This window comes from Methylobacterium bullatum (genome assembly GCF_014845095.1).
In the GTDB taxonomy this organism is placed as follows: domain Bacteria; phylum Pseudomonadota; class Alphaproteobacteria; order Rhizobiales; family Beijerinckiaceae; genus Methylobacterium; species Methylobacterium bullatum.
Genome location: NZ_NKUG01000046.1, coordinates 20,487 through 39,175, shown reverse-complemented (window position 1 = coordinate 39,175; position 18,689 = coordinate 20,487). Strand labels below are relative to the sequence as shown.

Sequence of the window (18,689 nt, the reverse complement as noted above, 5' to 3'; positions counted from 1 at the left end):
GAGCCTGGGACGCCGACGGCCTTGCCGGTGCGGATGGAGGCGCCGCGATCGGGCTGCCCGTCGGCGGCGAGAAACATGTCCGCCGTCGCCGCGGCGGGTGCCGTCTCGCGAAAATCGATGGCCACGGTCTCGCCGGTGCCGGCGAGGCGAACGAGCATGAACCCGCCGCCGCCGAGATTGCCCGCCTGCGGCAGCGTCACCGCGAGGGCGAAGCCCACCGCCACGGCGGCATCGACGGCATTGCCCCCGCCTTTCAGGATCGCGACACCGACGCGGGTCGCCAGGGCGTCCTGCGATGAGACCATGCCGTGGGTCCCGAGGACGGGGAGGATGCGGGCGTCGTCGGAGGGGATCGGCGGCAGTTCCGGGGCCGCCTGGGCGAGGGCCGGTCCAGACAGCATCGTGAGAAGCGCCAGGGCGAGGCTGAAGCGATGTCCGGTCATGCCCAATCCGTCATGCGAGGCTCTCCCACGGCATCCTGCGCCGATGCCCGTCGCAGGCCAACGCAGCGGCAGCGGTGCCCGTTCAGCCCCCCACGGGCCGGTCGCGTATGGCGATCCAGCCATAGACCAGCCCGGCGGCCGCTCCGGCAAGGAAAAGCAGGGCGGTCACCCGTCCCTCGACGGCGAGGTTGTGGGCGGCGAGGGAGGCGGGCGCGCCCCGCATCAGCCACGGCACGAGGGCGGTGGCGAGCCCCGTGCCGACAGCATAGGCCGGAGCGCTGCGCAGGTTCATCGCCTCCCCGATGAGCGCCATGGCGAGGGGTGGCAGCACCAGCAGGACGAACCCGGCGCGGGCGATGCCGGCGGCAAGGAGAAGCAGCGCGTCGGGACCGATCCCGGAGGCGAGGTCGGTCATCCCCTGCAGGAACCCGAACAGGCCGAGCCGGGTCAGCGCCTCGCTGGAGACAGGATCGACCAGGATGGCAAGGACGAGCACCAGGGCCCCGCAGGGAATGGCGAGGCACAGGGCGAGGCTCGCCCAGATCAGGCGGCCGAGGAACCGCATGGGACGCGCTCAGCCTTCGTCGTCATCGGCCCCGGCATAGACGCCCTCGGCGCCGATCCCGTCTTCCAGCATCATCCGGGCGCGGGCGCGCAGCTTCTCGGTCTCGCTCTTGAGCTGGCCGCAGGCGGCGAGGATGTCGCGGCCGCGCGGCGTCCGCACCGGCGAGGCGTAGCCGGCCTCATAGACGATCTCGGAGAATTGCTCGATCCGCTCCCAGTCGGAGCATTCGTAGATGCTGCCGGGCCAGGGGTTGAACGGGATCAGGTTGATCTTGGCCGGGATGCCCTTGAGCAGCCGCACCAGTTCGCGTGCATCCGCATCGGAATCGTTGACGCCCTTCAGCATCACGTATTCGAAGGTGATGCGGCGGGCATTGTTGAGGCCGGGATAGTGGCGGCAGGCCGCGAGCAGTTCGGCCAGGGGATATTTGCGATTCAGGGGCACAAGGGTGTCGCGCAGGTCGTCGCGCACCGCGTGGAGCGAGATCGCCAGCATGGCGTGGGCCTCCTCACCGAGCCGCTGCATCTGCGGGACGACGCCGGAGGTCGAGACGGTGATGCGCCGACGGGAGAGGCCGAGGCCCTCCTGGTCGGACATCACGCCCACCGAATCGATGACGTTGTCGATGTTGTAGAGGGGTTCGCCCATGCCCATGAAGACGATGTTCGTAACGGCGCGGCGGGTCTCGTCCTCGCCGGCGGCCACCGGGTTCTGGCCGACCCAATCGTTCAGCCGGTCGCGGGCCACCACCACCTGCGCGGTGATCTCGGCGGCGGTCAGGTTGCGCACGAGGCGCTGCGTGCCCGTGTGGCAGAAGCTGCAGGTGAGGGTGCAGCCGACCTGAGACGAGACGCAGAGGGTGCCGCGCCCACGGCCGGGAATGTAGACGCACTCGATCTCGGCGCCGCGATTGTGGTCGTGCTTGCCGGTGGGCGCCATGCGCAGCAGCCATTTGCGGGTGCCGTCGCGGGAAATCTGCTCGGTGACGACCTCCGGCCGCTCCAGGGTGTAGGCCCGCGCCAGATCGGCCTTCAGCCCCTTGCCGACATTGGTCATCTGGTCGAAATCGGTGGCGCCGCGCGCGTTGAGCCAGTGCCAGAGCTGGCCCGAGCGCATGCGCTGCTCGCGCTCCGACACGCCGATGGCGGCCAGACGCCCCTTCAACTCCTCGCGGGTGAGGCCGATGAGGGACGAGCGGCCCGGCGGAACGGCGTCCGGCTGGAACTCGGGTAGCTTCTCGATTGCGGCCACGACGCTTTCGTCGCGGCCGGCGGTGTCGACCGACGCCGTCGCCATGGATCACTCAACCTTCGGACTTGGAATCGGTCCGATATAGGCGATCCCGCACCGGAACGCGAATGTGTCCCGATGCGTGCACGGAATGGCGGGGTCTACTGCGCCGGTTTGGGCTCGGCCGGAGGTGTCGCTTCGGCGGGTGGGGAGGCCGTGCCCATGGGAAGCAGCACGTTCTTCACGACATTGCCCTCGGGGCCGTATTCGCCGGCGACGGCCAGGCAGGCCTGCTCCCGGTTCAGCTGCATCTGATTCGACATCAGCGCGAAGATCGTCTGGACCTTGTTGCCGAAAGGTCCGCGCGGGCCGACATCGGCGGCGCTGACATTCTGCTTCTGGAGCAGGGCATCGAATTGTTCGACGCCGATCTGGTAGCCGCAGACATTGGCGGCAGCGAAGATGTAGGCGGCGAATTCCAGGGCACGGGGCGGAGGCGCGTTGCGGATCTGGGCCTGTGCAAGGGTCGGTGCGAGCAGGCCGGCCGCAAGGCACAGGGTGAGAACGGGTTTCAGGCGCATGGACGGCGTTTCCTCGGAAGCGTTCTTGGGGCGGCGCGGATTCTTACGTTCCGCTTATGCTGCCCATCCGAGATAGACCGCCGTGCCGTCCTGTCAAAGCGACCGTTTCACCGCGTCAACCGAGCGACCAGTCGATGGGGGAAAGGCCCCGGCCCGCCAGCCAGGCATTGGCCTCGTCGAAGGGCCGCGTGCCCGAGAAATCCCGCAGGCGGTTGAGGGGAGAGGGATGCCCGGTCTCGATCACCCCGCATCGTTCGCGGTCGATGAGGGCCGCCCGCGCGCGGGCCTGCGCCCCCCAGAGCAGGAAGATCGCGGGCGTCGGACGGGCCGAGACGGCCTTCACGGCGTCGTCGGTGAGGGCGGACCAGCCGTAGCGCAGATGCGCGCCGGACTTGCCGGCCTCCACGGTGAGGGCCGAGTTCAGGAGCAGCACGCCCCGTCTCGCCCAGGGCGTGAGATCGCCGCTCGCCGTCGTGCCCGGCAGTTCAGCGAGGATCACCTTGAGGGAAGCGGGAAGCCGACGGGGACCGACATAGGAGAAGGCGAGGCCATTGGCATCGCCCGGCGTCGGGTAGGGGTCCTGCCCGAGGATGACGGCTTTCACCGCTTCCAGCGGCGTCAGCGTGAGGGCACGGAAGACCGCATCGGGGGAGGGCAGGACGCTCGCCCCTTGCGCAATCCGCTCGTCGACGCGCGCACAGACCGCATCCGCCGCCCCATTGGAGAAGAAGGGCAGCGTCAGCCAGGACGAGCCCGTGGCGCGGAACTCGTCGAGGGCCAGGCTCAGCGGGCCGGGCGCCGTCACCGGATCACGATTCGGCCGCCATCGGGGACGGAGAGCGGGTCATGCCGGGCGATATAGGCCATGACCTCGTTGGCGACGAGCTTGCCGTCCGTGGCGCCGATGAGGGTGCGCCCGTCGGCGAGGAGGCCGTAGCCGTTGCCGCCATCGTAGAGGAAATTGTTGGAGGCCACCGTATAGGTGCGCGTCTCGTCGAGGGGCTGTCCGTCCACGAGAATGGACTGAATCCGGTGTCCCGCATTCGCCCCCGGATCGACGGTGACGACGAGACCCGAGACCTGCGGGAAACGACCCGCCGGGCGGCCGAGATCGGCGAGGGCCGATTCCAGCAGGGTCCGCACCTGGGCGCCCGTCAGCGAGACCAGAACCGTGGAGTTGCCGAAGGGAAGCTCGGTGAGGATGTCGCGCCGGGTCAGCACGGTGCCGGCCGGATAGAGCCGGTTGCCGCGAATGCCGCCGCCATTGGTGATGGCGATCTCCGCCCCCGTGGCCGCGCGCAGCGCATCGCCGACGAGGTTGCCGAAACTGCCTTCGCGGAGGCGCACGGTCGAGATGCGGCTGTCGAGGGGCGCGCTGATCGTCCCCACCGGCACGTCGAGTTCCTTCGCCAGTCGCGCCTCGAGCCGCTGCGTCACGGCGAGGGTCTCGGGGTCCGGCGTGACGTCGGCGGTATCGTGGATGCGGAAGGTCGGGTGCCAGGACAGGGTCCGGGTCTTGCCCGTTCCCTTCACCGTCACGGCGATGTCGATGGCGGTGACGTAGCGGGCGTCGAAACTCGATTCGGCCAGGAGGCTGCGACCGTCATACTGCACGATGAGGTCGTGGTCGTGGCCCGAGAGCAGGATGTCGACGATCCGCGCCGCCACGATCGCCTCGTCGGTGACGCGGGCCGTATGGCAGACGCCGACGATGAGCTCGGCCCCCTCGTCGCGAAGGGCCTGGGCCGCCGCGCGCAGCGTCTCGATCTCGGGACCGAAGACGAGATCGCCGGATTGCGATTTTTCCGGCGTGCTGGCGAGGGTGATGCCGACGAGGCCGACCCGGATCCCGCCGAGCGTCACCACCATCCTGTCGCGGAGGCCCGCGAGGGGCTTGCCGTCCGCACCGCGCAGGTTGGCGGCGAAGACCGGGAAGGCCGCCTCGCCCATGCGCTGGGCGAAGATGGTGGGGCCGAAATCGAATTCGTGGTTGCCCGGCACGAACACGTCGGGCGGCGCGATGTTGAGAAGCTCGACGATATGCGCGCCGCGGTCGAACCCCGACATCAGCGAGGGGGAGAGGGTGTCACCGGCATGGGCGTAGAGCACCGGCACGCCGCGCGCCCGCTCGGACTTCACCACCGCGTTGAGCCGGGCGAAGCCGCCGCGACCGTCGACCTCGGACATCAGGTAGATGTCGTTGACGAGGAGGAGCGTGAAAGTCGGTTCGATCTCCCCGGCACCGGCGGGCGCGGCCAAACCTGCCGCGAGACCCGCCCCGAGACCGAGGCTCAGGGTCTGACGACGGGTAGGACGAGGCATCGCGACAGGTCTCCGAAGGGCCGGGCGATCGAGATTCCGGCTAGAGCCAGTGTGGACGCGATCGATGAAGCCGATGCAACATCGGCCCTCGCGTTCCGGCGTCAGGCCCGAACGCGGACCTCAGCGAGAGGCGAAACCGTCGCGCACCGCCTTGGCGTTGCGGCGGAGCATCGGCCAGATCCAGGCGCCGGAGACGAGATAGGCGGCGGCCGGCGTGCCCTTGAGCTCGACGACGAGACGCTCGGCGAGACCGGGATTGGCGAGTTCGCCCACGGGGGCGTCGGTCTTGCGGTAGACCACGGTGGTGTCCTCGCGCCAATATTCGGGATGCGGGACGAGGCCGGCCCGGCGGGCGTTGAGGTCGAAGGTCTCGCGCACGAAGCCGTGGACATGGGCGAAGTGGAAACGCTCGTGGGGCGGCTTGCCGGTGGCGGCCATGTTGGGCACCGCCGCGTAGATGACGCCGTCGGGCTTCAGCCAGCGCGACAGGCGCTCCATCACCACGGCCGGATCGCGCAGGTGCTCGAACACGTGATGGGTCGAGATCACGTCGAAATGCCCGGCGGGGAAGCGTCCGTCGTCGGCGTCGTCCAGAACCTCGACCTTATGATGCTCGCGGGCATAGGCGGCATAGTCGCGGCCGGGCTCGATGCCGATGGCCTCGCAGCCCTTGGCGCGGGCCGCGGCCAGGAACTCGCCCGAGCCCGAGCCGAAATCGAGAACCCGCGCGCCGGGCTTCAGCTTCGGCGCCAGCAGGTCGGCGCGGAAGGTCGCCTCGCGGGCCGAGCGGTTCAGGTGGTGGCGCGGCGGTCCGCCGGCGAAGGCGAGCTGGTAATCGGCCCGGTAGGCATGGGCGTAATAATGCGCCAGCTCGTCCGGCGTCGGCATCGGGTCGGTGCGAATCAGGCCGCACTGCACGCAGGCGACGGATTTCAGCGTCTTAAGCCGCCGGTCGGTCTCGGCCACCGTCACGGTCTCGGCCGATCCGCACAGATTGCAGACCGTCGGTCCCCCCTTATAGGGGTAGCCGGTGAACGGCATGAAGTGGTTGAAGAAGTACCGGGGAGACGGCATGTCGCGCCTTCATTGACGAGATGGTCGCTGGCAGGTCTCGTGCTCTAGATAGATATGCTGCGCCAGACAACTGCGCCACGAAGACCGCTTTGACAAACCGCGCCCTGCCGGGGCGCTCGGGAACCCGATGAACGAACGCGTCGAACCGACGTCCCTCAAGGACATCAAGCCGTTGCAGACCAGCTCCTCCGCGACCGCCAGCCTGCCCTCCGACCACCCGCCCGTGCGCTGGGGCCGGGTCGGCGTGCTCCTGATGAACCTCGGCACGCCGGAGGGCACGAGCTATTGGCCCATGCGCCGCTATCTCAAGGAGTTCCTGTCCGACCGGCGCGTCATCGAGGTGCCGCGTCTGATCTGGTGGCCCATCCTCAACCTCATCATCCTCACGAAGCGTCCCGGCCCTAAGGGTCGGGATTATGCCAGCGTGTGGAACAACGAGCGCAACGAGGGTCCGCTCAAGACCATCACCCGCGGGCAGTCCGAGCGACTGCAGGCGGCGATGGGTGATTCGGTGGTGGTCGACTGGGCCATGCGCTACGGCAAGCCGGAAGTGTCCCTGCGCATCCAGGCGCTGCTCGACCAGGGCTGCGACCGCATCCTGCTGGTGCCGCTCTACCCGCAATATGCCGCCGCCACCTCGGCCACGGCCTGCGACCAGGCCTTCAAGGCGCTGATGCAGATGCGCTGGCAGCCGACCGTCCGAGTCTCGGCGCCGTATCACGACGACCCCGTCTATATCGAGGCCATGGCCACCTCGATCCGCGAGGGCCTCGCCAAGCTCGATTTCGAGCCGGAGGTGATCCTCACCTCGTTCCACGGGGTGCCGAAGAGCTACCTCCTCAAGGGCGATCCCTACCATTGCCAGTGCGTGAAGACGGGCCGCCTCATCCGCGAGGCCCTGGGCTTCTCGACGGAACGGATGCGCACGACCTTCCAGTCGCGCTTCGGCAACGAGGAATGGCTCAAGCCCTATACCGACGAGACCGTGCAGACCCTCGCCAAATCCGGCGTGAAGCGCATGGCCATCGTGGCGCCGGGCTTCACCGCCGACTGCCTCGAGACCCTGGAGGAGCTCGACGGCGAGAACCGCCATTATTTCGAGGACAATGGCGGCGAGCGCTTCGCCTACATCCCCTGCCTCAACGACAGCGATCTCGGGATGAAGGTGATCGAGAACGTGGTCCGCCGCGAGCTTCAGGGCTGGCTCTGAAAAGCCGCAGGATCCGTTCGTCGAGAGCGGATGCGGTTGATGGTCGCCAAGACCGGACGCGGTTGATAAAGGACGCGGCATCAGGCGGCGGGTGAACCATGACGAGACCGGAGGCAGTCGATCCGATCGACACCGTGCGAGCGGATGAGGGAACGCGGCTCCTCGCGCATTTCTCGCAAGGCGGCTACGGCCCGGTGACGCCCGCCGTGCTGCAGCCGGTGGAGCCGTTCCTCGAACTCTCCGGCGAGGACATCCGCCGTCGCATCTTCGTGACGCAGGACGCGGCGGGCGCGGAACTCTGCCTGCGGCCGGAATTCACCATTCCGGTCTGCCGCCAGCATCTGGCGCGGGGCGTGGGCGCCACCGCCGATTACAGCTATCTCGGCCCGGTCTTCCGGCTCGGTTCCGGCGAGGCGGAGGAGTTCCTCCAGGCCGGCATCGAATCCATCGGCCGCACCGACATCCCGGCGGCGGACGCCGAAGTGCTCGGCCTCGCCCTCGAAGGCCTCGACCTGCTCGGAGCCGGTGAGGTCTCGGTGAGGCTCGGCGACATGGGCGTCATCGACGCGCTGCTCGACGGGCTCGGCGTGCCGCCCGCCGCCAAGCGGCGGACGTTGCGGGCCCTCGCGGCGGGCCGCTCGCTGGACGACGTCACCACCGTCGCGAGCGTGGAAGACCCGCATGTCGGGTTGCTGGCGGCGATCCAGGGCCAGGATCCCAAAGGCGTGCGCGCCTTCGTCGAGGACGTGTTGTCCATCGCCGGCATCTCCCGCGTGGGCGGACGCAGCGCCGGCGAGATCGCGGAACGCTTCCTCGCCAAGGCCTCGGCACGGGCCAATGGCGGCGCCGGGCTCAACGCCGAGAACCGCGCCGTCGTCGAGCGCTACCGCGCCATTTCGGGCGATCCGGATCAGGCCGCCAACTCCATGCGGGAGCTCGCCGCCTCGGCGGGCATCACCTACGCGCCGCTGGAGGCCGCCCTCTCCCTGTTCGAGGAGCGGACCGGCTTCATCGCCGCGCGCGGTCTCGACGTGGAGCGGTTCCGGTTTTCAGGCAGTTTTGCCCGCAACCTCGATTATTATACCGGCTTCATCTTCGAGGTGACGCGGGGGCAGGGGACAGCTCCCCTCGTCGGCGGCGGCCGCTACGACGGCCTGCTCCAGCATCTGGGCAGTCCCACGCCGATCCCGGCCGTGGGCTGCGCCGTCTGGCTGTCCCGTGTCCTCACGTCGGAAGGATCGTCCCGTGGCTGAGACCGTTCCGACTTCCCAGGCTTCGCAAGGCGCGGTCGACGGCCCCCTCGTCCTCGCCGTCCCGTCGAAAGGCCGCCTGCAGGAGAACGCCTCCGCGTTTTTCGCGCGGGCGGGATTGAAACTCGCCCAAGGGGCGGGCGCCCGCGACTATCGCGGCAAGCTCGTCGGCGTGCCGGATGTGGAGGTGCGCTACCTCTCGGCTTCCGAGATCGCCAACCAGCTCGCCAGCGGCAGCGCCCATCTCGGCGTCACCGGTGAGGATCTGATCCGCGAGAGCCTTCCCGACGCGCGGGGCCAGGTCGAGTTGCTGACGCCGCTCGGCTTCGGGCAGGCCACCGTCGTCGTCGCGGTGCCGCAGGCCTGGATCGACGTCCGCGCCATGACCGATCTCGACGAGGTCGCGGCCGAACTCCGCATCCGCCACGGGCGCCGCCTGCGCATCGCCACGAAATACGTGAACCTGACCCGGCGCTTCTTCGCCGAGCACGGCGTCGCCGATTACCGCATCGTGGAGAGCCTCGGCGCCACGGAAGGTGCGCCCGCCTCGGGCTCGGCGGAGATCATCGTCGACATCACCACCACGGGGGCGACGCTCGCCGCCAACGCCCTCAAGATCCTCGACGACGGCATCATCCTGCGCTCGGAGGCCAATCTCGTCGCCTCGCTGACGGCGCCCTGGGGCCAAAGCCAGAAGAAGGCGTTGCGCACCGTGCTCGGTCGGATCGCGGCGGAGGAGCGCGCGCGCCTCACCCGCGAGATCCGTGCGGCGATGCCGGCCGACGGCGATCTCGATCTCGCCGGGATCAGCGCCCTGCACGATGCGCAGTTGCCCTACGGCGTGCCGGAAAACCGGAGCGCCGAGATCGTGCTGCACTGCCCGGTGGACGCCACGTTCGACCTCGTGGACGATCTCGTGAAATCGGGAGCGAGCGCGGTCAGCGTCAGGCGGATCGACTACGCTTTCGGCCCGGACAACCCGCTGATCGACCGCCTGCTCACGCGGCTGGGCTGAGGCCCGGCCGACGACGACACCAGGAGGGATCCGGGTTCGGCTCCGCTGAAGGCGGTCATTGGCCGTTGTCGGCGAGCCATTCGTCATGGTCACGGCGCTGGCCCGTATCCGCCCAGGCCTGCAACGAGGGGTAGAGGACGGTTTCCGGCCAGCGCGGGTCGAGCTCCGGCGCCTGTTTCCATGTCAGGTGAACCTGCGCGACCCTTCCGTCCTGCATCTGAAAAAGTGCGTCGTCCCGATCGTATCGACGGGCGATCAAGGTGACCGCCAGGCCGTGGAGGACGTGCCCCGGCACGACCTCCTTGCGGAGTTCGGCTTCCCAGCCCCGGCCGAAGGCGGAGGGGTCATCCGTTCGTACCGGTTCCACCGACTCCCACGGCTCCAGCCATTCCACTCGGTGTCTCTCACGAAGCTCTTGCTGCGCCGTCATGCCGTGGGCGAGCACTGACCGGGACCGGGAGTGTTGGGCGGCATTCTAAAGCGGCCCCTGCTTGGCGAACTCCGAAAAGACGCCGCGCAGGGTCTTCAGGCGGGCCTCGTAGGCCTTGGTTAGGCACGTGACGTCCGCCGCGCAGCTGTGCCGTTCCTGCAGCCAGGCTTCCTGGTCGTCGCGCAGCTTGGCGTTGCCGCCCATGGGCAGGAGCCCGCGCAGGATCTCGAACCGGACCGCCATCTCCACGTCGAGGTCGTTGAGGGAGAGATGGCCGCAGATCGCCTTCTCGTCGGGCGTTTCCGCCTTCTCGCACGGGAAGCTCGCGGCCTCGGCGCCGGATGCGGCCAGTATCATCGCGGCGGCACCCCACCAGACCCGGAAGCGATGCGATGCGATCATGACCCGAATCCCGGCTTGACGATGACGAGGATGACGATGGCCACCATGAGGAGCGTCGGAACCTCGTTGACCATTCGGTAGAAACGGTGATTCCGCGCGTTCCGGTCGGCCGCGAAATCCTTGACCATCCGCGAGAACCAGCCGTGGCAGCCGCTCATGGCGAGCACCAGGGCGAACTTCGCCTGCATCCAGCCCGATGCGTAGAACCCGCTCTGCCAGACGAGGAACAGGCCGAGCAGCCAGGTGACGATCATGGCCGGATTCATGATCGCCTTCATCAGGCGGCGTTCCATGACCTTGAACGTCTCGGACTGGGCCGAGGAGGCCGGCCCCTTGGGCAGGGACGCGTGGTAGACGAAGAGGCGCGGCAGGTAGAGCAGCCCCGCCATCCAGGAGATGACGGCGATGACGTGGATCGCCTTGATCCAAGGATAGAGCGTGTCGGCCATGGTCCGAGGTCAGCGCCGCAATCTGGCGAGCATCCGCTCCACATGGGCGATCGGCGTCTGTGGGGTGATGCCGTGGCCGAGGTTGAAGATGTGCGGCAGCCCTTCCGTCGCCTCGAGCACCCCGTCCACGGCCGCGTCGAGGGCCTCACCGCCCTCGATCAGCGTTTCGGGGTGGATGTTGCCCTGAGTCACCGTGCGCGGCGTGACGGCACCGCGCAGGGCCTTTAGGTCGACGCTCCAATCGACCCCGACGGCGTCCGCGCCAGTCTCCGCCATCACGCGGGCATGGCCTTCGAGGCCCGAGCCCCGGGCGAAGACGATGATCTTCGCGCCCGGCACACGTGCCCTGACCCCATCGACGATGCGGGCGATGGGAGCAAAACTCCAATGCTGGAGGGCGTCCGCCGTGGCGCCCGGCGCCCGCGGCAGCGAGCCCGCATGGGATTCGAAGATCTGGACCGCATCGGCGCCGGCTTCGAGCTGGCGCGACAGGTACTCGATCTGCACCGAGACAAGGCGGTCGATCAGTGCTTCAACCAGGGCGGTCTCGGTATCGGCGAGCGCGCGGGCGGGAGCGAGATCAGGCGTGCCGCGTCCGCCGATCATGTAGCTCGCCACCGTCCAGGGACCGCCGCAGAACCCGAGAAGCGTCGTCTCGGCCGGCAATTCGGAGCGCAGGCGCCGGACGGTCTCGAAGACCGGCTCCAGGTGCTGGAAGATGCTCGGATCGTCGGCCTGTTTCAGGCGGGCGAATTCGTCCCGGCCATGGACCGGGTCGAGACGCGGGCCTTCTCCTTCGACGAAGCGGACATTCTGCCCGAGGGCGTCCGGCACGACGAGGATGTCGGAAAAGAGGATCGCCGCGTCGAAGCCGAACCGCCGGATCGGCTGCAGGGTCACCTCGGTGGCGAAATCCGGATTGTAGCAGAGGTCGAGAAAGGAGCCGGCCCTGGCCCGGACCTCGCGATATTCCGGAAGGTAGCGCCCGGCCTGCCGCATCATCCAGGCGGGAGGGACCCGGGACGGTTTGCCGTCGAGAACCTGAAGCAGCGCACGATCGGTGCCGTCACGTCGAGTCATCCGCGTATCCGCCCGGTCCATCTTGATGGGAAGGTACCCTCCCCTTGGAACAGAGCTATGACCTCCCTGCCCCGTCTCGGGAAGATGTTTTGCCGAGGGACGTTGTTTTACCGCAGGACGTCCCCGCTTCTCCGATGCCCCCTTCCGAAAGCCCTCTTCCCTGCGAGAGCCTCTGGGGGTGGCCGAAAATCCCTGTCCCCGTCCCGTCTATCTAATAAGAAAAGAGAGATTCTAGGACTCTGTTTTTTCTTTTAGACGGGGGATGACGGGACCGCGAACTTGTCCACACCCCATCCCCGCGCGACCGCCGTTAACGGGGCTTTAACGGGTTCGCGCTAACTTTCGAGAACGGGAAGTCTAATCAGCGACTTGCGCGCCGTGATGGGTCCCCCGTGCCCGAACCCTCCCTGAATCTCCCAAATCGGGATCGGGGCGAGGGTCGTCGTTCTGCATGTTGACGCGAGAGTCGACAACGCGGGGGAAGGTTCCGCCCCCGGCCCGGACAGGGGTGCTTTATCCCCACCTGTCGACTCCGGCCGTCAGGTGTGGTGGATAACCCGGAGATCCCTTACGCCCGTCCGCCGGCCTGGGATGGGAATTTCCGATGAGTCGCAGCTACTTCCACCTCCATCTCGTGTCGGATTCCACCGGCGAGACCCTCATCAATGTGGGTCGCGCCGCTGCCGCCCAGTACGAGGGCGTCTCGGCCATCGAGCATGTCTATCCGCTGGTGCGATCCTCGGCCCAGCTCGAACGGGTGATCTCCGAGATCGAGGCGGCGCCGGGCCTCGTCCTCTACACCCTCGTCGGGCACGACCTCACCGAGCGGCTGGAGGCGGCCTGCCGCGAGACCGGATCGCCCTGCCTCTCCGTGCTCCAGCCGGTCCACGCCCTGCTGCAATCCTATCTCGGCGCGGAGACGACGGCCCGGCCGGGGGCGCAGCACATGCTGAACGCCGAGTATTTCAAGCGCATCGACGCGATGAACTTCACCCTCGCCCATGACGACGGCAACCTGCCCTTCGACATCGACGAATCCGACGTGATCCTCGTGGGCGTCAGCCGCACCTCGAAGACCCCGACGGCGATCTATCTGGCCAATCGCGGGCTGAAGACCGCGAATTTCCCCCTGGTGCCGGGCATGCCGGTGCCTCCCAATCTCGAGAATGCCCGCAAGCCCCTCGTGGTCGGCCTCCTCGCGTCTGCGGAGCGGATCGTGCAGATCCGGCAGAACCGCCTGCTGAGCCTGAAGGCCGACGACACCTCCCTTTATGTCGATCGCGACGCCGTCGCCGACGAGATCGCCGCCTGCCGCAAACTCTGCAACCGGCACCGCTGGCCGACCATCGACGTCACGAGGCGGTCCATCGAGGAGACCGCCGCCGCGATCCTCGATCTCCATCGCGAGCACCGGCTCAAGTTCCTCGTGGCGTGAAACGCGAAGCGAGATCCGTCATGACCCGTCTCTGGCTGCCCGAACGGCCGCTCGTCCTCGCCTCCGGCTCGCCGACGCGCAGGCATCTCCTCGAAGCCGCCGGCCTCGACGTGGAGGTCGTGGTCCCGAATGTCGACGAGCGCGGCATCGAGGCCGATTCAGGCCCCCTCGCTCCTGTCGAGCTCGCCCGCCGGCTGGCCCTGGCCAAGGCACGGGCGGTCGCGGGAAAGGCCCAAGACAGGATCGTCCTGGCCGCCGACCAGGTTCTCGCCTGCGAGGGGGAGGTGTTTCACAAATCCGCCTCCCTCGACGCGGCGAAACATCAGCTGAGCCGGCTATCCAACAGGACCCATTCCCTGCATTCCGCCGCCGCCCTCATCGTACCGGGACGGGAGCCGGATCTCCTCCACGACGAGGCCCGTCTGACCATGCGGGACCTGAGCGCTTCCGCCATCGACACCTATCTGGCGATCGCCGGGCATGACCGCGTCACCGGCACGGTGGGGGGATACCAGCTGGAAGGCCTCGGCATCCATCTGTTCGCGGACATCGAGGGCGCCCATGCCACGATCCTCGGCCTCCCGCTGACCGGATTGCTCGACCGGTTGCGCAGCCATGGCTGCCTTGCTTTCTGATCCCGAACGCCGAGCGAGACCCCTTCATGATCAAAGCCTTCGTCGTCGGTCATCCGATCGCCCATTCTCGGTCGCCGATGATCCACGGACACTGGCTCTCGACCCTTGGGCTCGACGGGTCCTATGAGCGGATCGACGTGGCGCCGGAGGATTTCGAGGCCTTCCTGCGCAGCCTGAAGGCTGCCGGGTTCGCCGGCGGAAACGTGACCCTGCCGCACAAGGAAGCCGCCTTCGCCGGGGCCGAGGTGCTGACGGAGGCGGCCAGGCGGATCGGCGCGGTCAACACGCTCTCCTTCGACGGGCAGGGACGTCTCGTCGGCGACAACACCGATGCCGCCGGCTTCACCGCTCATCTCGACGAGACCCTCGGGGCGGACTGGCTCGGCGCCGATGCGCGAGACGTCGTGATCCTCGGAGCGGGAGGAGCGGCACGGGCCGTCGTCGCGGGCCTTCTCGACGGTCCGGCGAACCGCATCCGGGTTGCCAACCGCACGCGCTCGCGGTCCGAGGCCATTGTGGAGCTCGACCCGTCCCGCGTCGAGGCCATCGACTGGGACGGGCTCGACGACGCCCTTCATGGCGCGCGGCTTCTCGTCAACACCACCTCCCTCGGTATGACCGGCAAGCCGCCCCTCGACATCAAGCTGGATCGTTTGCCGGCTGAATGTGCCGTGGCCGACATCGTCTATTCGCCTCTGCAGACCCCGCTTCTGGCGGCAGCTGCGGTGCGGGGGCATCGCGTGGTCGACGGGCTCGGCATGCTGCTGCATCAGGCCGTGCCGGGTTTCGAGCGCTGGTTCGGGACCCGTCCCGTGGTCACACCGGAGCTGCGTGCCCTCATCGTCGCCGATCTGGTCGTGAAGCGATGACCCGGCCGTTCATCCTCGGCCTCACCGGCTCCATCGGCATGGGGAAATCGACCACCGCCTCCCTATTCGCCCGGCGCGGCGTCCCGATCCATGACGCGGATGCGGCGGTGCGGCGTCTCTACGCGGCGGGAGGAGCCGGCGCCCCCCTCATCGCGGGCCTGTTCCCCGACGCCATCGCGGAGGACGGCTCCGTCGACCGCGCGCGCCTGCGGGACCAGGTGCTCGGCCGGCCCGATTCTCTCGCCCGGCTGGAAGCCGCGATCCATCCCCTCGTCCGAGGGGAGGAACAGCGCTTCCTCGACGAGCACGCCGACGCCTCCCTGGTGATCCTCGACATCCCCCTCCTGTTCGAGACCGGTGGGGAAGACAGATGCGATGCGGTTCTGGTGGTGACGGCCGATCCCGAGGTTCAGCGGCAGCGTGTGCTGGCTCGCCCCGGCATGTCCGAGGCGGCGTTTGCCGCGATCCTCGCCAAGCAGTTGCCCGATGCCGACAAGCGCGCCCGCGCAGACTTCCTCATCGATACCGGGCTTGGCCTTGCTGATGCCGAAAATCAGGTCGACGCTCTCATCCAACGCCTCGTCGGCGCAGGTACGGCCTGACCGCTTGCTTCGTATTCCCTCGAATGGACCGCACCATGCTCCGTGAGATCGTCCTCGACACCGAGACCACCGGGACGGATGCCAAGAACGGGGACCGGCTGATCGAAATCGGCTGCGTCGAGCTCATCAACCACATCCAGACGGGGGTGACCTTCCACCGCTACGTCAATCCGACACGGCCGGTCTCGCAGGGCGCGTTCGGCGTCCACGGTCTCTCCGACGCGTTCCTGGCCGACAAACCCGTCTTCTCGGCGATCGTGGACGATTTCGTCGCCTTCTGCGGCGATTCCCCCCTCGTGATCCACAACGCGCCCTTCGATGTGGGCTTCCTCAACATGGAGTTCGCCCGGCTCGGCGATAGCGGGCCGCCGCAGATCGACCTGGGGGCGGTGGTCGACACGCTGCAGATGGCGCGGCGCAAGCATACCGGAGCCTCCAACAGCCTCGATGCGCTCTGCGTCCGCTACGGGATCGATACGACGCGGCGGACCAAACACGGGGCGCTCCTCGACGCCCAGATCCTGGCCGAGGTCTATATCGAACTCCTCGGCGGCAAGCAGACGAGCCTCGGCCTCGCCATGGTCGAGGCCACGGAGCCGGCCCGGGCCATCGCCTCGGGCGACGGACCCATCGCCGTGGAACCGCGCCGATTGCGCAACCGTTTGGACCCCTTGGAAGTGAGTCAGCACGCGGCTTTCGTCGCTACCCTCGGTTCCAGCCCGATCTGGCGCGACTACGTCAGCGAGAACGACGGTGAGTGAAACCCGTTAGGTGCAATGCAATAAAAGACATATTGCAATGCAATAGAACCAGCCTACATCTTTGCACATCGAGTCGGCGCGGAGGCGAATCAAGCCCATCGTCGATGCGGGATCTCTGTGTATCCAGCATCGATCGGATCCGTCGTCCACTCTCCCAGCACCCAAGAAAGCGATCATGCGATGGCTGATCACCCGAACCGGACGCGTATGGACGATCTCGTCGAAGCGACCAAACTGACGGGGGCAGGACGCCTGCAGGAAGCAGCCGATCTCATCCAGCGCGGCCTCTTCGGCCGGCACGATGCCGAGACGTCGGGACAGATGGTCCAGGTCGGAGGCGGCGAGGCCGCAAAGCCCGGCCATCCGAAGGCCGGCTCGATGACGGAGGGCCTGCAGGACCATCTGCGCGAGGCATTGGATCAGGTGGCGCGGAAGTTCGGGCTGTCGTCGCCATCTGGGCAGGCGGGTCAGGGCGTGGTCGCGCCGGGATCGGCGCCGTCGGGATTCTCCGGGTTCGATCCCACCAACCTGTTCCGGGACGGCAAGGTCCCGGCTCCTCCCGCCGGCGAGGGGACTTTCACCGAGCATGCGTTCGCCAACGATGCGGGCGCACGCGACTACAAGCTTTACGTTCCGAGCAGGACGGTTGCCCAGCCTCCCCTCCTCGTCATGCTCCACGGCTGTACCCAGTCGCCGGACGATTTCGCGGCCGGCACCGGCATGAACCGTCTGGCCGAGACGGAGGGATTCCTCGTCGTCTATCCCGCCCAGAGCATGAGGGCGCACGGCCAGCGGTGCTGGAACTGGTACCAGCCCGGGGACCAGGAACGCGGTTCCGGTGAGGCCGAGATCATCGCGGGTCTCACCCGCGCGGTGATGAGCCAGTACAAGGTCGATGCGCGCAGGGTGTATATTGCAGGCCTCTCGGCCGGTGGCGCCGCCGCCGCCAACATCGCCCTGGCCTATCCCGACCTCTATGCCGCCGTCGGCGTGCATTCGGGTCTCGCCGCGGGTTGCGCCGGTGACATCTCCTCGGCACTGACGACCATGCGTCTCGGGCCGTCGGGGTCCGTAGTGGTCCCGCCGGCGGAGACCGCGCGGGTGCCGACCATCATGGTCCATGGCGAGAGTGACGGCACCGTCCATCCGCGCAACGGCGATCATGTTCTCATCCAGGCCGGCGTCGAGGCCCTGCAGCCGTCCGTATCGGATGGAACCGGCCCCGGCGGCCTGGCCTATATCCGCACGCGCTATGCCGACGCGTCCGATCGGGTCGTGGTGGAAAGCTGGTTGGTGCGCGGCCTCGGCCATTCCTGGTCGGGTGGCGACCCGGCGGGCAGCTACACCGATCCGCGCGGCCCGGATGCGTCACGGGCGATGGTCGACTTCTTCATGGCTCACCGTCTGGACCGGCCGCGCCACTGACCCTCCGGTCCCGTCAAACGGCGACGTTGTCGATGAGCCGCGTCGAGCCGAGATAGGCGGCGACCAGGATGCGGGTCGGTCCCGTGGCGTGTTCCACCGGGGCCAGCGTGTCCGCATCGCACACGCTGAGATACTGGACCGTGCTGAACCCGGCCTCGATCAGCCGTTCGGTCGAGGCGGAGACGAGCGCCGAGGCCGCGTTTCCCGCTCTCAACCCTTCGGCGATGGTCACCAGCTCGCGGTGGAGAAGGGGTGCGATCCGCCGCTCGTCCGCATCGAGGTAGCGGTTGCGCGAGGAGAGGGCGAGGCCGTCCTCCTCCCGCAGCGTCGGCACGCCGCCGATGGCGACGGGGATGTCGAGGTCGCGCACCGCGCGGCGGATGACCTGCAATTGCTGGAAGTCCTTCTCGCCGAACAGGGCGGTATCGGGCTGGACCTGATTGACGAGCTTCGTCACCACCGTGGCGACGCCGGAGAAATGGCCCGGCCGAAAAGCGCCGCACAAGCCCTCGCTGATGCCCGCCACCGTGAGGCTGGTGGAGAAATCCGCCGGATACATCGTCTCCACGGTGGGACAGTAGGCGGCATCGACGCCCGCCTCCGACAGGAGCGCGAGATCGGCCTCGGTGTCGCGCGGATAGCGCGAGAAATCCTCGCTCGGCCCGAACTGCGTCGGGTTGACGAAGATGCTGACGACGACCCGCTCCCCCAGTTCCCGCGCCCGGCTCACGAGGGAGAGGTGACCCTGGTGCAGGGCACCCATGGTGGGCACGAGGACGACACGGTCGCCCGCCGCTTTCCAGGCGCGGATGCAGGCCCGCATGGTATCCACCGCGTCGAACCGGACCGGGGTGACGGGCGAGGCTTGGCTGCTCATCGGGGCTCTTCGCAGGGCTCTGAGGGACGTCGAT

21 protein-coding genes are annotated in these 18,689 nt (G+C 68.1%); 9 read left to right on the top strand and 12 right to left on the bottom strand.

What is annotated here, in order from left to right; genetic code table 11:
* From MBTS_RS06845 to MBTS_RS06815, 7 genes are all read right to left on the bottom strand, one after another.
* A partial coding sequence (locus MBTS_RS06845) for a gamma-glutamyltransferase (RefSeq protein ID WP_192215293.1) occupies nt 1-443 on the bottom strand: 443 nt, incomplete at its 3' end.
* Nucleotides 444-525: 82 nt separating this feature from the next.
* Nucleotides 526-1,008, bottom strand: a complete 483-nt coding sequence (locus MBTS_RS06840; protein WP_147830942.1) for a hypothetical protein — start codon at nt 1,006-1,008, stop codon at nt 526-528.
* A 9-nt stretch (nt 1,009-1,017) separates the two neighbouring features.
* Entirely contained in the window at nt 1,018-2,304 is a 1,287-nt protein-coding gene (rlmN, locus tag MBTS_RS06835) for a dual-specificity RNA methyltransferase RlmN (RefSeq protein WP_147830945.1), read from the bottom strand.
* Nucleotides 2,305-2,399: 95 nt separating this feature from the next.
* Nucleotides 2,400-2,819 carry a hypothetical protein gene (locus MBTS_RS06830; RefSeq protein WP_187273369.1) on the bottom strand — a complete coding sequence of 140 codons (420 nt, stop codon included), beginning with the start codon at nt 2,817-2,819 and terminating at the stop codon, nt 2,400-2,402.
* Nucleotides 2,820-2,934: 115 nt separating this feature from the next.
* On the bottom strand, nt 2,935-3,624 hold the full coding sequence (locus MBTS_RS06825; RefSeq protein ID WP_147830946.1) for a uracil-DNA glycosylase: 690 nt from the start codon (nt 3,622-3,624) through the stop codon (nt 2,935-2,937).
* Nucleotides 3,621-5,141, bottom strand: a complete 1,521-nt coding sequence (locus tag MBTS_RS06820; protein WP_147830981.1) for a bifunctional metallophosphatase/5'-nucleotidase — start codon at nt 5,139-5,141, stop codon at nt 3,621-3,623. Before MBTS_RS06820 ends, MBTS_RS06825 begins: the two co-directional genes overlap by 4 nt.
* A gap of 120 nt (nt 5,142-5,261) precedes the next feature.
* Entirely contained in the window at nt 5,262-6,215 is a 954-nt protein-coding gene (locus tag MBTS_RS06815; protein ID WP_018045926.1) for a class I SAM-dependent methyltransferase, read from the bottom strand.
* 127 nt (nt 6,216-6,342) lie between these two features.
* Between MBTS_RS06815 and hemH the strand changes: the two genes are divergently transcribed.
* From hemH to hisG, 3 genes are all read left to right on the top strand, one after another.
* The gene (hemH, locus tag MBTS_RS06810; protein WP_056160517.1) at nt 6,343-7,425 is read left to right on the top strand and encodes a ferrochelatase; all 1,083 of its coding nucleotides are present in this window, start codon (nt 6,343-6,345) and stop codon (nt 7,423-7,425) included.
* 98 nt (nt 7,426-7,523) lie between these two features.
* Nucleotides 7,524-8,678 carry an ATP phosphoribosyltransferase regulatory subunit gene (locus MBTS_RS06805; protein ID WP_056148734.1) on the top strand — a complete coding sequence of 385 codons (1,155 nt, stop codon included), beginning with the start codon at nt 7,524-7,526 and terminating at the stop codon, nt 8,676-8,678.
* A complete protein-coding gene (hisG, locus tag MBTS_RS06800; protein ID WP_056148736.1) occupies nt 8,671-9,690 on the top strand; it encodes an ATP phosphoribosyltransferase in 1,020 nt (339 codons plus the stop codon). Before MBTS_RS06805 ends, hisG begins: the two co-directional genes overlap by 8 nt.
* 55 nt (nt 9,691-9,745) lie before the next feature.
* On the opposite strand, the gene MBTS_RS06795 is transcribed toward hisG, so the two are convergent.
* The 4 genes from MBTS_RS06795 to hemE form a co-directional block, all read right to left on the bottom strand.
* Entirely contained in the window at nt 9,746-10,084 is a 339-nt protein-coding gene (locus tag MBTS_RS06795; protein ID WP_056148738.1) for a hypothetical protein, read from the bottom strand.
* A gap of 81 nt (nt 10,085-10,165) precedes the next feature.
* Complete coding sequence (locus tag MBTS_RS06790) at nt 10,166-10,522, bottom strand: lysozyme inhibitor LprI family protein (protein WP_056148744.1); 357 nt, start codon at nt 10,520-10,522, stop codon at nt 10,166-10,168.
* A complete protein-coding gene (gene hemJ, locus MBTS_RS06785) occupies nt 10,519-10,971 on the bottom strand; it encodes a protoporphyrinogen oxidase HemJ (protein WP_056148746.1) in 453 nt (150 codons plus the stop codon). The genes MBTS_RS06790 and hemJ overlap by 4 nt, the downstream gene beginning before the upstream one ends.
* A gap of 9 nt (nt 10,972-10,980) precedes the next feature.
* Nucleotides 10,981-12,051 carry a uroporphyrinogen decarboxylase gene (gene hemE, locus MBTS_RS06780; protein ID WP_192215292.1) on the bottom strand — a complete coding sequence of 357 codons (1,071 nt, stop codon included), beginning with the start codon at nt 12,049-12,051 and terminating at the stop codon, nt 10,981-10,983.
* A 604-nt stretch (nt 12,052-12,655) separates the two neighbouring features.
* Between hemE and MBTS_RS06775 the strand changes: the two genes are divergently transcribed.
* The 6 genes from MBTS_RS06775 to MBTS_RS06750 all read left to right on the top strand — a co-directional run bounded on the left by MBTS_RS06775 (nt 12,656) and on the right by MBTS_RS06750 (nt 17,778).
* Nucleotides 12,656-13,486, top strand: a complete 831-nt coding sequence (locus MBTS_RS06775) for a pyruvate, water dikinase regulatory protein (protein ID WP_018045933.1) — start codon at nt 12,656-12,658, stop codon at nt 13,484-13,486.
* A gap of 20 nt (nt 13,487-13,506) precedes the next feature.
* Nucleotides 13,507-14,121, top strand: a complete 615-nt coding sequence (locus tag MBTS_RS06770) for a Maf family protein (protein ID WP_192215291.1) — start codon at nt 13,507-13,509, stop codon at nt 14,119-14,121.
* A gap of 26 nt (nt 14,122-14,147) precedes the next feature.
* The gene (locus MBTS_RS06765; RefSeq protein WP_192215290.1) at nt 14,148-14,990 is read left to right on the top strand and encodes a shikimate dehydrogenase; all 843 of its coding nucleotides are present in this window, start codon (nt 14,148-14,150) and stop codon (nt 14,988-14,990) included.
* Entirely contained in the window at nt 14,987-15,592 is a 606-nt protein-coding gene (coaE, locus tag MBTS_RS06760) for a dephospho-CoA kinase (RefSeq protein WP_192215289.1), read from the top strand. Before MBTS_RS06765 ends, coaE begins: the two co-directional genes overlap by 4 nt.
* A 35-nt stretch (nt 15,593-15,627) precedes the next feature.
* Nucleotides 15,628-16,353 carry a DNA polymerase III subunit epsilon gene (dnaQ, locus tag MBTS_RS06755; protein WP_147830998.1) on the top strand — a complete coding sequence of 242 codons (726 nt, stop codon included), beginning with the start codon at nt 15,628-15,630 and terminating at the stop codon, nt 16,351-16,353.
* A 180-nt stretch (nt 16,354-16,533) separates the two neighbouring features.
* On the top strand, nt 16,534-17,778 hold the full coding sequence (locus MBTS_RS06750) for an extracellular catalytic domain type 1 short-chain-length polyhydroxyalkanoate depolymerase (RefSeq protein ID WP_056148756.1): 1,245 nt from the start codon (nt 16,534-16,536) through the stop codon (nt 17,776-17,778).
* 13 nt (nt 17,779-17,791) lie between these two features.
* On the opposite strand, the gene panC is transcribed toward MBTS_RS06750, so the two are convergent.
* Nucleotides 17,792-18,655 carry a pantoate--beta-alanine ligase gene (panC, locus tag MBTS_RS06745; RefSeq protein ID WP_147831000.1) on the bottom strand — a complete coding sequence of 288 codons (864 nt, stop codon included), beginning with the start codon at nt 18,653-18,655 and terminating at the stop codon, nt 17,792-17,794.
* Nucleotides 18,656-18,689 lie beyond the last annotated feature (34 nt).

Excerpts from the sequence above, each read along its gene's own strand:
- MBTS_RS06840 (WP_147830942.1), bottom strand. The coding sequence starts at position 1,008 with ATGCGGTTCCTCGGCCGCCTGATCTGGGCGAGCCTCGCCCTGTGCCTC.
- rlmN (WP_147830945.1), bottom strand. The coding sequence starts at position 2,304 with ATGGCGACGGCGTCGGTCGACACCGCCGGCCGCGACGAAAGCGTCGTG.
- MBTS_RS06830 (WP_187273369.1), bottom strand. The coding sequence starts at position 2,819 with ATGCGCCTGAAACCCGTTCTCACCCTGTGCCTTGCGGCCGGCCTGCTC.
- MBTS_RS06820 (WP_147830981.1), bottom strand. The coding sequence starts at position 5,141 with ATGCCTCGTCCTACCCGTCGTCAGACCCTGAGCCTCGGTCTCGGGGCG.
- MBTS_RS06815 (WP_018045926.1), bottom strand. The coding sequence starts at position 6,215 with ATGCCGTCTCCCCGGTACTTCTTCAACCACTTCATGCCGTTCACCGGC.
- hemH (WP_056160517.1), top strand. The coding sequence starts at position 6,343 with ATGAACGAACGCGTCGAACCGACGTCCCTCAAGGACATCAAGCCGTTG.
- MBTS_RS06805 (WP_056148734.1), top strand. The coding sequence starts at position 7,524 with ATGACGAGACCGGAGGCAGTCGATCCGATCGACACCGTGCGAGCGGAT.
- MBTS_RS06790 (WP_056148744.1), bottom strand. The coding sequence starts at position 10,522 with ATGATCGCATCGCATCGCTTCCGGGTCTGGTGGGGTGCCGCCGCGATG.
- hemJ (WP_056148746.1), bottom strand. The coding sequence starts at position 10,971 with ATGGCCGACACGCTCTATCCTTGGATCAAGGCGATCCACGTCATCGCC.
- hemE (WP_192215292.1), bottom strand. The coding sequence starts at position 12,051 with ATGACTCGACGTGACGGCACCGATCGTGCGCTGCTTCAGGTTCTCGAC.
- MBTS_RS06775 (WP_018045933.1), top strand. The coding sequence starts at position 12,656 with ATGAGTCGCAGCTACTTCCACCTCCATCTCGTGTCGGATTCCACCGGC.
- MBTS_RS06770 (WP_192215291.1), top strand. The coding sequence starts at position 13,507 with ATGACCCGTCTCTGGCTGCCCGAACGGCCGCTCGTCCTCGCCTCCGGC.
- MBTS_RS06765 (WP_192215290.1), top strand. The coding sequence starts at position 14,148 with ATGATCAAAGCCTTCGTCGTCGGTCATCCGATCGCCCATTCTCGGTCG.
- coaE (WP_192215289.1), top strand. The coding sequence starts at position 14,987 with ATGACCCGGCCGTTCATCCTCGGCCTCACCGGCTCCATCGGCATGGGG.
- dnaQ (WP_147830998.1), top strand. The coding sequence starts at position 15,628 with ATGCTCCGTGAGATCGTCCTCGACACCGAGACCACCGGGACGGATGCC.
- MBTS_RS06750 (WP_056148756.1), top strand. The coding sequence starts at position 16,534 with ATGGCTGATCACCCGAACCGGACGCGTATGGACGATCTCGTCGAAGCG.
- panC (WP_147831000.1), bottom strand. The coding sequence starts at position 18,655 with ATGAGCAGCCAAGCCTCGCCCGTCACCCCGGTCCGGTTCGACGCGGTG.